The sequence below is a fragment of the Brachyspira hampsonii 30446 genome (genome assembly GCF_000316195.1).
Classification (GTDB): domain Bacteria; phylum Spirochaetota; class Brachyspiria; order Brachyspirales; family Brachyspiraceae; genus Brachyspira; species Brachyspira hampsonii_C.
In genome coordinates, this window is record NZ_JH994111.1 from 1,194,303 (window position 1) to 1,205,868 (window position 11,566).

The following is an 11,566-nucleotide window of genomic DNA, read 5'->3' on the forward strand; positions in this document are numbered from 1 at the left end:
TATTATATATATGTATTATAATATATTCGTAAAATAATGTTGGAGTTTGAAAGTGAGAAAATTGCAATCCTTGAAAGTAAAAATACCATTTTTTGTAATGTTGCTTGTTACTGTAATGACAATTATATTGGTTACACTTCTTATTAGAATAGGTTCTCAAGGTATTAGAAGTTCTGCCATATTTGGTTTTGAATCTACTACCAAGGTATATTCTAGAATGATAAATGTATGGCTAGAACAGTCAATATATACATCTGAAGCCATAAGTAGAGGGTATCCTCAATTAATAACATTCCTTCAAGATAGAACTCCGGAAAATAGGACTCTTCTTGAAGCAAGTCTTAAAAATGTTGTGGCAAATAATAGTAATATACAAGGTATTGTTGTATTAGATGCCAATGGAAATGTTGTATCTGATAGTTTAGATGGTAAGGTTGTTAATTCTTCAACTACAAGAAATTTTGCCGGAACAGGAGTATGGCAAAAGGTTATGTCAGGTCAGTCTGCTGTTCTTTCTTCAGTAGATCTTTCACCTGCTGATAATACTAAATATGTAGTAAAGATTTTCTCACCTGTAAAAAATGCATCAGGAAATGTAGTTGGTGCAATATCAACAATGATAGATTGGCTGGCATTTATAGATAAAGAATTGAATCTTGTTAAATTTGGAAATACAGGACACCCATTTATTGTAGATCCTGAAAGATGGGTTATAGCTGACCCAGTACCTTCGCATGTTAGAAGTGAAGTTTTAAGAAATGCTGATTATATAAAATATGCTGTTGAAAATGAATCTGGATATTATGAGTTTAAATCTCCTTTTAATGGTAAAGACTCTATAGCTACTTTTTATAGAGAACCTGTATCAGGCTGGTCTGTTGTTATGAGTATAGAATCTGATGAGTTGTTTGCTCATATAAATGCTATGAAAAGATATGCTGTTATAGGTACAATAGTAATACTTATTATAGCTTCTATAGTTATAGTATTCTATATAAGCAGAATAACTAACATATTACACCTTCTTGCTGCCGACTTAACTATACTTTCAAAAGGGGATCTTAGTTGGTCTACTCCTCCGGGATTTGAAAATAGAAAAGATGAGTTTGGCGAAATTGCTGTTGCTTTAATAAATATTTTGGATCAATTAAATGAAAAAGTAAAAATAGTATATGACAGTGCCTATACTGTAAAAGCATCTGCTAATGAAGTGGCACAAGGTAATATAGATTTATCAAATAGAACTGAAAATCAGGCTTCAGGACTTGAAGAAACAGCTTCTTCTATGGAAGAAATAGCTTCTACAATAAAATCTTCTGCTGAACATACTTTAGAAGGTAATAATATGATGATTAGTTCTAAAAAAGCTATTGAAGAGGCTGGCAGAATTATAGAAGAAAGTACTCAGAATATTGAAGCAGTATATGAATCAAGTTCTAAAATTAGTGCTATTACTAAAATAATTGAAGATATAGCATTCCAAACTAATATACTTGCACTTAACGCTGCAGTAGAAGCGGCAAGAGCTGGAGAACAAGGAAGAGGTTTTGCGGTTGTTGCTTCTGAGGTTAGAAACTTAGCACAAACTACTCAAACTTCTGTTAAAGATATTACTACTTTAGTTGCAGATTCTGAGGAAAAAATTGCTGCTGCTACAGAGACTGCAAGAGAATCTAAAGAAATATTCCAAAATTTGAGAACTCAAATAGAAGAAACTGCAAAAATTATGCAGGATTTAAGTTCTACTGCTATGGAACAGCAGGCTGGTGTTGATCAAGTTAATATAGCTATTACTCAAATGGATATGACTACTCAGCAAAATGCTGCTTTAGTAGAGGAATCTACTGCTGCTTCTGAAGCTTTATTCTCACAAGCTGAAGAATTGGTAACTGCTATGGAATTCTTCAAATTAAGAGGCGCTAATACTAAGAGGAATATAACAAAAGTAGAAAGAAAAAAATCTTCTCCAACTACAGATGCAAAAGCAGTTCAAGAAAATAAACCTGCATCATCAAAATCAAGTTCTGCTTTTAAACCTTCAAAACCAGAGTTAAAAAGCCCTATTAAAAAACATCATGAAGAAAAAATGCCTCAAATGCCTGCTAAAACAGTAAAAGACAATGAATTTGGAAATACATTTGATACTTCTAAAGATACTTCTGATGGATTTGAATCATTTTAATCTTTATTAAATAATAATAAAAAAGCGATAGTAATTTTCTATCGCTTTTTTATTTTAACATTTTAAATTTCTTTAAATATTTCTTGTATTATATTATCAAAATTATTATCTTCACATTTTATGGATACTACTTTATTTTCATCTATACTAAGTCTGTATGCCCTATCATAATAATAAAGCATATTAAGTACGCATTCATATATCTTTCCATTATTAAGCAGCTCTAAAGATTCTTTTAATCTTTCTCCTCCTAATCGCTTTCTTATCTTTATAATAGATTCTTTAAGATCTTCAATATCATATTTTCCGTATGTATTAACTATATATTCAGCTCGGTATTCCTTTGGTATATCTAAATATATGATTTTTTTAGCTTCTCTCATCTTATTAAATAAAGATTTAGGTATTGCCCTTCTGCCTATAAGCAGGCTTTCATCTTCAAACCAAATTGTAGAATCAATGTCATACTTTAATAGTTCATAAGATAAGTTATTTTCAAATTGTTCCTGAGATGGCTGTTCTCCCTCATTTATCCAGCCAAATGCTGAACCTTTATGTTTTGCTATTTTTTCTAAATCTATTACATTATAGCCCATATCTTTTAATTTATTTAATATCAATGTTTTTCCGCTTCCTGTTCTTCCTGTAAGCAAATATATTTTATAATCTCTTTCAAATGAAGCCAGCACATAGTTTCTATATCTTTTATATCCGCCTTTAAGAATATAAACATCATATCCATAATTTGAACAAAGCCAAGCAGTAGATTCGCTTCTCATTCCTCCTCTAAAACAGTGCATAAGTATTTTATTGCTAGAATTATATTTTTTTGCTATTTCATCTATAGATTTTAATATATCAGTCATTCTAACAGATACATACTCTAATCCTTTTAATATGGCTTCTTTTCTTCCTATTTGTTTATATATAGTTCCTACATCTTTTCTTTCTTTATCATTAAATAAGTATACATTATAGGCATTTGGAATATGGGCATGATTATATTCTATCGGAGAGCGTACATCTATGATAGGTAATTCATCATAATTTGCCAATTTTAAAAATTCTTCTATATCAATAACTTTAACCATAATAACCTCTTATATTATTATGATAAATATAATATAGAAAAACTTAAAAAAGTAAAGACATTAATTTATAACATAACTATATAAAAACCAATAATGAGAAAAAGATCCCATTAATACAAATATATGGAAAATATCATGAGTAAATTGCTTAGTTTTATCATTGCATTTTTTACCCAAAGCATATAGAAAAGCTCCTATAGTATAGAATATTCCTCCCCATATAAGCCAATTTAAATGCATAATATAAAATCTGTTCATTAAAGGTTTGAAAGCAAATATAATTATCCAACCCATCAATATATATAAAATAAGCCTCAAAACTATATTTTTATATTTTATTACCGTATTAGATAATATTCCTATTGAAGCACAAGACCATATAACTGATAATATTGGTATGCCTATATTTTTTGGCAGTGAAAATATACAAACAGGAGTATAAGTGGAAGCAATAAACACATATATTCCTATATGATCGAATTTTCTGAATATCTGTTTGACATTGCCGTCAGGAAAGAAATGATATAAAGAACTGAATGTATACAAAAATATTATTCCAACTCCATAAATAATTATTGGTATAGGATTCATTTTTATTTTGATAAGCATGAGAACAAGTCCAGCAATTCCAAGCAAAGCACCTATTCCATGAGATATTGCAGAGTATAGCTCCCCTATTTTTTTTGATTTGTGATATTTATTTTGTATATCAACATAAACAGCACTTTTCTCCATATACATTCTCCTAATTTATATATATAATTTTAATGAATAAATAAAAAATATAAATGGAAAAAAATAACTATATTATTATATTATTACTAGCATATTATAACTATATAATAAAACTAATAATACATTTAATACTTATATTAGAATAATCTGCCTATAATTTCTAAATTATTCCAATCAATTTCATGCTCCATAGGTATAGGATATGAATTCCAATCTACATTTATAGCCGGTATCCATTCTTTACCCATTCCGTAACCATTTTTTCTAAGCCAATGAGATAATCTGTCTTTATAATCTTCTCCATAAGTTTTTGCTATATATAAATTACCTGATTTGAATGCTAAACCTATAGGCAAATAAATACTTCTGTCAGAAAATGTACTATTAAAATAATAATTCATATATAGTGTAGAATAATCATTTTTTTTTAAAGCATCTTCATATAAATTGAGTGATGGCAGACTTTCTATAATATAACTTTTTAATGTAGAGTTTTTATAATAAAATGCTTCATCTGGATCTTTCATCAGAAATAATTTATATTTTATTTTTGATTTATAACCATATACAATATAATCCAAGTTGGCATTTTTATCAAATTTATAAATATTTTGATAAATATCTGATGATGATTTATTAGCTACATATTCTTTCCAATATGAAGCATTATTGTTTAAATAAATTTCCGGTGCAGTTAAACATGATATCATAAAAAAAAATAATGGAAATAATAAAAATAATTTCATAATGAACTGCATATATATTATTAAGATTATATCATATACTATATGAAATATTTAGCAACTAATTTTAGAGTCTAATAATTGATATTTTTTACATTATTATTAAAAATAATACTTGCAATAATATCAACTTAAAAATAAAATATAGTAACTTTAAATATTATAATTTATTGTAATTAAGCGGAGATATTATATAAATGGTAAAAAATATAGCTTATATAAAGTTCAGAGGCTCCAATATAGGGAAATTTGAACATTTGCATATAGAAAATATAAAAGTAAAAGATGCCTGTGTTATAGAAACAGATGAAGGAATAGAAATAGGACATGTACTAAATTTTGAGGATATAGATTCAGACTTATTGGAAGAGGATAATAATACAAATTCTGATAATTCATCAGAAAATAATGAAGATATACAAGAAGAAAATGAAACTGAAGAGGAGATATCTGAAGAATTAAAAGATATTGCTGCTAAGGAAGAAAATAATAACATAAAAACTAAAAATAATAAAAATAAAATATTTAATATTTTAAGAATAGCAGATGAAAAAGATTTAGAACAATATAAAATTAATATGGAAGATGCAGCTGAAGCTTTTAAGATATGCAAAGAGAAAGTAAGTAATCATAATTTAGATTTAAAATTAATAAGCTCTTATTATTTTTTGGACAGAGCTAAACTTTTATTTGAATTTATAGCTGAGGAGAGAATAGATTTTAGAGAATTAGTTAAGGATCTTGCAGCACATTTCAAAACTAGAATAGAATTAAGACAAATAGGCGTAAGAGATGAGGCTAGGTCTATAGGCGGATGCGGAATATGCGGAAGAGAATTATGCTGTAAAGTAATAAAAGGAAAATTTGAAACTATAACTATAAAAATGGCAAAAGAACAGGGTATGCTTTTAAATACAATGAAAATATCAGGACAATGCGGAAGACTTATGTGCTGTCTTGCTCATGAATATAAAGCTTATTGTTCTCTTAAAAAAGATTTGCCTAAAGTAGGAACCAAATTAGTATTTAATAATGTACCTGCTTTTATAAAGGAATTAAATCCTTTAAATAAAAAATTATTAATAGAAACAGAAGATAAAAGGCTCATATATATTAATGTGAGTGATTTGAAAGCAAATGAGGAAGGTTTCTTAATAGCTAGTATTAAAGCGGAATAAAAATATTCTATAATATTAGAATTTTTATTAAAAATAATAAAAAATTAGTTTGAGCTGATACAGGCAGGTGATTTAATTTATTTAAGTAAGGCACTTACCTGCTAGAAATAATAAAAAATTAAATGGAGATTAAAATATGTCAAAAAAAGTTATGTTAAGCGGGATACAGCCGACAGGTTCTCTTCATATTGGTAATTATCTTGGGGCTTTAAAGAATTGGGTTGATATACTTAATGATTATTATGGATTTTTTTGTATTGTTGATTATCATGCTATAACTATTGAATATGATGTTTCTCAAATGCAAAAAAGAATAATAGAAGCTGCTATTGAATATTTAGCATGCGGTCTTGATCCCAATAAATGTTCTATATTCGTACAATCTGATGTGAGGGCACATACAGAACTTGCTTGGATATTTAATTCTATTATACCTGTAGCAGAACTTGAAAGAATGACTCAGTATAAGGATAAATCAAGAAAGAATGCTGAAAACATTAATGCAGCATTATTAACCTACCCTTCTTTAATGGCTGCTGATATTTTACTTTATCACCCAGATATAGTGCCTGTTGGAGAAGATCAGCAACAGCATGTAGAGCTTACTAGAATGATAGTGAGAAAGTTTAATAATAGATACGGTGAATATTTTAAAGAGCCTAATACTTATCATGGAAAAGTATTAAGAATATTGGGTTTAGACGGACAAAATAAAATGAGTAAGTCTTTGAATAATCATATAGCATTATCTTTAACTGCTGAAGAAACAGAAAAATTGATAATGCAGAAAGCTATGACAGATACAAATAGAAAGCTTAAAACTGATGCCGGTAATCCTGATATATGTAATGTTTACAGTTATCATAAAATATTTTCAAGCGAAGAAGAGCAAAAAGAAATATGTGAAGGCTGTAAAAATGCCTCTATAGGATGTGTACAATGTAAAAGAATGCTTGCCAAAAACATTAATAATGAATTGATGCCTATAAGAGAAAATATCAATAAATATTCTAATGATAAAGATTATGTTTATGATGTACTTAAACAAGGAGCAAAAAATGCTTCTGAAGTGGCTGAAAAAACATTGTATGAAGTAAGAAATTTAATGGGTTTAGTTGACGATAAAAGAAAATAATTGAAAAAAAGGGGCTTATATATAAGTCCCTTTTAAAAAAATTAATAACTTATCTTTTAAAAATATATCTATTAATATTTTCTACATGTTCTTCATAAGTAACTGAAAAAGCATGCTTTCCTGTTCCATCAGCAACAAAGAAAATATAATCGGTATCAGCCGGATCTAATGCAGCCTCTATAGCCTTAGCACCAGATGAACATATAGGACCCGGAGGAAGACCTGTGTTTTTATATGTGTTATAAGGATGCTCCATGCGAAGGTCAGCATATTTAAGATTTGGTTTTTCTATATAATCACCTTTTACTAATGTCATAGCATATATTGTTGTAGGGTCGGCCTCTAGTCTTTTATCAATATTTAATCTGTTATAGTACACCGAAGATATAAGTTTAGGGTCATCTAAAGGTCCCATCTCTTTTTCTACTATTGATGCCATAGTAAGCACTTCATGTACATTCCTGCCAATTTTTTTTGCTCTTTCCTCTAAGTCAGGAAATTGTTTGAAAAGCGAATCTATCATATAAGTAACTAATACTTTAGTAGGATTTCCTTTAACTATATAATATGTAGATGGAAATATATAGCCTTCAACACTGTCAGAAGGAATATTGTATTTTTGTAATATTTCTTTGTCATGGCAAACTTCTAAAAATTCTTTTTTGGTAGTAAAGCCTTGAGCTTCAAGATAAGTACCTATCTCATAAATATTTTTTCCCTCGGCAATAGTAAGTCTTACCATAGCTTGTTTTCCGCTATTAAGATGCTTCATAATGTCTATCATACTCATATTTCTATTAACTTCATAATATCCGCTTAAAAGTTTTCTGTCATATTTTAGATATTTTGCAAATGCTATGAATATTTTAGAATTTCTAATAAGACCCTGAAGCTCTAATTTTTTAGCTATTGTAGAAGCACCCTCACCTTGTTTTATTTCAAAGTATACTTTTTCATCATCTCCGCCTACAGGGCTAATCATATACTGAATAAATGCTACGGATGAAGCAGATACCACAGCAGCAAGAATAATTAATATAATAAATAGCTTTTTCATAATTTTCTCATTTTATGTTATATAATTATTTTTCTATATTTGTATGTATATCATTTATAGATATTTCTTTTTCTTCTCCGCTATCCATATTTTTTAATTTGCACATTCCTCTTTTAAATTCATCTTCTCCAAGAACAACAGCATATTTAGCATTTCTTTTGTTAGCAGATTTGAATTGACTTTTAATGGATTTAACAGCAAAATCATAATCACAGCTTATATTATTAGCCCTTAAAGACTGCATTACTTTTAAAACTTCATTTTCAGTTTCTTTGAATGCCACAATAAAAGCGTCAAGTCTATCAGTTATAATATTATTCTGATTTTCTAGTACAAGTAAAAGCCTTTCAATACCCATAGCACTTCCTACAGCAGGAACATCTTTTCCATTATTAAATATTCCTATGAGATTATCATATCTTCCGCCGCCAAGTATAGCACTTTGAGCGCCTAAAGCATTTGTTTGAACTTCAAAAGCAGTTTTTGTGTAATAATCAAGTCCTCTTACAAGCATACTATCAACAGTAAATTGCTGTCCTATTCTTGTAAGTTCTTCACATAATTTATCAAAATGCTCTTTACACTCATCACATACATAATCATAGAATTTTGGTATATCTTTTATTGTTTCTTTACACTTTTCATTTTTGCAGTCCAATATTCTTAATATATTACCTTCATATCTTTTTTGACATGTTTCGCAAAGCTCATCTTTTCTGCTTCCAATAGCCTCTTTTAATGCATTATTATAAGATGGCTTACACTTAGAACAGCCTACAGTATTTATTAAAAGGTTCACATTATTAATACCAAATTCTTTTAATACATTTATATTAAGAAGTATAATCTCAGCATCTATCAAAGGAGATGAATTCCCTATGCACTCAACTCCAAACTGATTAAATTCTCTATATCTTCCCTTTTGAGGACGCTCTGCTCTATACATAGTTCCCAAATAAAATAATTTATTTATAGCAAACTCATTTTGCATAGAGTTTTCAACATAAGCACGAGCCACAGAAGCAGTGCCCTCCGGTCTCAATGTAAGGGATCTTCCTCCTCTATCTTCAAATGTAAACATCTCTTTTCCTACAATATCAGTACCCTCGCCTATACCTCTTGTAAAAAGATCTGTATACTCAAATAAAGGCGTTCTTATTCTGCCGTATCCGTAAAGTTTTACTATATTTTTTATTTTATTTTCTATATATTCAAGCCTTTTAGAAGAATCATAGAAAAAATCATTTGTACCTCTAGGTTTTTTTATCTCCAACATATTCACTAATCCTAATTATTTTATTTTTTAATTTAAAACTTCCTGAGTTTTGCTGCTTCCTGCTTTATATACATTATTTGGCGGATCATATATAGGTTTTGAATTCCTAACTGCTCTAATTCCTGTTATTCTTTCTTCATAAGAAGGCATAGCTGACAAATCTTTAAACATTGTAGATGAATAGTCCAATATTTGAGTATTTGCAGGTTTTGATGAAAGTATTTTTGAAAATTCAGCTAATTTAGCATCATCTGCCGTACCTATTCTGCTTCTCCAATAAATAACAGTAGGATAATATCTATGATCTTCAGTTAAAGAAGAACCTACTTCGGCAAACAATTTATCAGCTTCATATAAATTATTATAAGCAAATAGATTAACAGCAGCTAAATAAAGTCTTGTTCTCATTAAGAGATTAGAATTGTCTTTTTTATTGTAAGCAAATGTTAAATCTGATTTAGCCTGAGCAGCAAATTCAGATGATATTCTTCCTTCATTTAAAAATCTTGAATAATATGCAACTCCTCTATAGTATGTATATTCTTCTACTGAGATACCCATATATTCATTATAAGGATTTGTATTAAACCATTCTGTTGCCACTTTAGCGGGTCTTGATAATACTTCTCTTATTATGTTTCTTGTATTTTCAGCGTTTCCATCATATTTGTTAGCAGGAGTATTTTCTTTGCCTACAGTTAAAGAAACATCTTCTTTTTTATTTTCTTCTTTAATTAATTCTTCTTTTATCTCCTCTTTTAGCTCGTTTATATCATTTTCTGTATTATGATCTTCTATTATTATAGAAAATAGATTATATTTATCCTTTTCAACTTTTACTGTATTAGTATATAATTTATCAGCAAAAGATATGTAAGCTTCATACATTCCTTCAGAAACCTCTATAACAAAATTAGTAGAAACTTCAGTATTAAACGAATAATCTTCTATATCAATATTTATAGGACCATTATTAGGATTTTTATCTATCAATATAGTTAATGGATATAAAGTTTCATTTATAGTTTCTATATTTGTAGGCTCTGGAATATCTTTTTGCTCCTTTGTTCCTCTTAGTATATTAGTTTTATATTCAACAGTTTCAGGATCATCTATAACTATTTCATCTACTATTTCTTTTTCTATTGAATTTATTTTTCTATTTGAAGGATATTCAGGAGTTATTTCGCTTTTAGCTATATCCTGAAGCTCGTCGAGTTCCTCTTTTTCTTCCGGTTCTATTTCAGTTTGTACTAAATCCATTTCAGCATCTTCATTTTTTTCTATTTCTTTTTCTATTTCATCAATATTTTTAGAAGGAGAATATCTTTCAAAAGTATCGAATTCCTGTGCAGTAAATACAGAAAGTCCTTCTTCTTCCGGAAGTATAGGAATAGAGTTTTTGATTAATGTGTAAACATCCATATTGGAAGTAGTCCATTCATAAACTTTCTGAGTCATATTTTCAGGAGATTGTAATTTTTTCATCATTTCATTTATAGTTTTATTTTCACCTGAAAAATAGTCATATATTTTATTATTTGGATTTTTTGACAGTATATTCAAAGTTTCATAATAGCTTTCATAAACCATTGGGGTAATATAGCTTAAATACATACTCCAATATATTGCAGTAGGATAGTGCGGATTTGAAGTTGTACAATTATCAGCATAGTATTTAAATATTCTTGATGGAAGTTCTTTGTCTCCCGGTAATATAGTAAGTATTCCGCCTAAATATAGGAAAGCTCTATCATTATAAGAATATACAGGGTCATTAGGAAGTTCTAAAGCCTTTCTAAAATCACTTGCTGCTCTATTAACTTCTGTTCTGGCACTTCCAAATTTTACAAATGATAAATATCTGCTTACTCCCCTATAAAAATCAAATACATATTCATTTACACCATATTCATCAGAATAAGAATTTTTCTTAAACCACTCTATAGATTTTTTAGGAGATTTATTTTGCAAATCTTCTATATAATCTGGGAATGTTATGCTATTTTGAGAAAATAGAGGGAAATATAGCATCAATAAAAATGCAATAACTTTTTTCATTGTTATCTCCGAATATTTTTAAACTATTCTTTAAAATATCGACATCTGTTAAAAAACTTAAGATATTTTACTATAAAAAAATATAATATCAAGTATAATAAAATATTT

9 protein-coding genes are annotated in these 11,566 nt (G+C 28.3%); 3 read left to right on the forward strand and 6 right to left on the reverse strand.

Annotation, left to right across the window (positions count from 1 at the left end; all coding sequences use genetic code 11):
- Nucleotides 1-52: 52 nt before the first annotated feature.
- Nucleotides 53-2,182, forward strand: coding sequence for a methyl-accepting chemotaxis protein (locus A966_RS10035; protein ID WP_008725186.1), 2,130 nt, complete (start codon nucleotides 53-55; stop codon nucleotides 2,180-2,182).
- A 62-nt stretch (nucleotides 2,183-2,244) separates the two neighbouring features.
- Here the strand turns inward: A966_RS10035 and mnmH are convergent, their stop codons facing one another.
- The 3 genes from mnmH to A966_RS10050 all read right to left on the reverse strand — a co-directional run bounded on the left by mnmH (nucleotide 2,245) and on the right by A966_RS10050 (nucleotide 4,754).
- A complete protein-coding gene (gene mnmH, locus A966_RS10040) occupies nucleotides 2,245-3,273 on the reverse strand; it encodes a tRNA 2-selenouridine(34) synthase MnmH (RefSeq protein WP_008725187.1) in 1,029 nt (342 codons plus the stop codon).
- Nucleotides 3,274-3,333: 60 nt separating this feature from the next.
- A complete protein-coding gene (gene trhA / locus A966_RS10045) occupies nucleotides 3,334-4,008 on the reverse strand; it encodes a PAQR family membrane homeostasis protein TrhA (RefSeq protein WP_008725188.1) in 675 nt (224 codons plus the stop codon).
- Between the two features lie 137 nt (nucleotides 4,009-4,145).
- Entirely contained in the window at nucleotides 4,146-4,754 is a 609-nt protein-coding gene (locus tag A966_RS10050; protein WP_008725189.1) for a hypothetical protein, read from the reverse strand.
- 194 nt (nucleotides 4,755-4,948) lie between these two features.
- On the opposite strand from A966_RS10050, the gene A966_RS10055 reads away from it, so the two are divergent.
- The gene (locus A966_RS10055) at nucleotides 4,949-5,929 is read left to right on the forward strand and encodes a PSP1 domain-containing protein (RefSeq protein WP_008725190.1); all 981 of its coding nucleotides are present in this window, start codon (nucleotides 4,949-4,951) and stop codon (nucleotides 5,927-5,929) included.
- A gap of 136 nt (nucleotides 5,930-6,065) precedes the next feature.
- On the forward strand, nucleotides 6,066-7,064 hold the full coding sequence (trpS, locus tag A966_RS10060) for a tryptophan--tRNA ligase (protein WP_008725191.1): 999 nt from the start codon (nucleotides 6,066-6,068) through the stop codon (nucleotides 7,062-7,064).
- Nucleotides 7,065-7,113: 49 nt separating this feature from the next.
- Here trpS and mltG read toward each other — a convergent pair whose 3' ends face one another.
- The 3 genes from mltG to A966_RS10075 are packed head-to-tail and all read right to left on the reverse strand — an operon-like array spanning nucleotide 7,114 to nucleotide 11,458.
- Nucleotides 7,114-8,121 carry an endolytic transglycosylase MltG gene (gene mltG, locus A966_RS10065; RefSeq protein ID WP_008725192.1) on the reverse strand — a complete coding sequence of 336 codons (1,008 nt, stop codon included), beginning with the start codon at nucleotides 8,119-8,121 and terminating at the stop codon, nucleotides 7,114-7,116.
- 25 nt (nucleotides 8,122-8,146) lie between these two features.
- Nucleotides 8,147-9,397 carry a histidine--tRNA ligase gene (gene hisS, locus A966_RS10070; protein WP_008725193.1) on the reverse strand — a complete coding sequence of 417 codons (1,251 nt, stop codon included), beginning with the start codon at nucleotides 9,395-9,397 and terminating at the stop codon, nucleotides 8,147-8,149.
- Between the two features lie 27 nt (nucleotides 9,398-9,424).
- Nucleotides 9,425-11,458 carry a PDDEXK family nuclease gene (locus A966_RS10075; protein WP_008725195.1) on the reverse strand — a complete coding sequence of 678 codons (2,034 nt, stop codon included), beginning with the start codon at nucleotides 11,456-11,458 and terminating at the stop codon, nucleotides 9,425-9,427.
- Between the last annotated feature and the right edge of the window lie 108 nt (nucleotides 11,459-11,566).

Coding starts and splice junctions, on each gene's coding strand:
- trhA (WP_008725188.1), bottom strand. CDS start 4,008: ATGGAGAAAAGTGCTGTTTATGTTGATATACAAAATAAATATCACAAA.
- A966_RS10050 (WP_008725189.1), bottom strand. CDS start 4,754: ATGAAATTATTTTTATTATTTCCATTATTTTTTTTTATGATATCATGT.
- A966_RS10055 (WP_008725190.1), top strand. CDS start 4,949: ATGGTAAAAAATATAGCTTATATAAAGTTCAGAGGCTCCAATATAGGG.
- mltG (WP_008725192.1), bottom strand. CDS start 8,121: ATGAAAAAGCTATTTATTATATTAATTATTCTTGCTGCTGTGGTATCT.
- mnmH (WP_008725187.1), bottom strand. CDS start 3,273: ATGGTTAAAGTTATTGATATAGAAGAATTTTTAAAATTGGCAAATTAT.
- trpS (WP_008725191.1), top strand. CDS start 6,066: ATGTCAAAAAAAGTTATGTTAAGCGGGATACAGCCGACAGGTTCTCTT.
- hisS (WP_008725193.1), bottom strand. CDS start 9,397: ATGTTGGAGATAAAAAAACCTAGAGGTACAAATGATTTTTTCTATGAT.
- A966_RS10075 (WP_008725195.1), bottom strand. CDS start 11,458: ATGAAAAAAGTTATTGCATTTTTATTGATGCTATATTTCCCTCTATTT.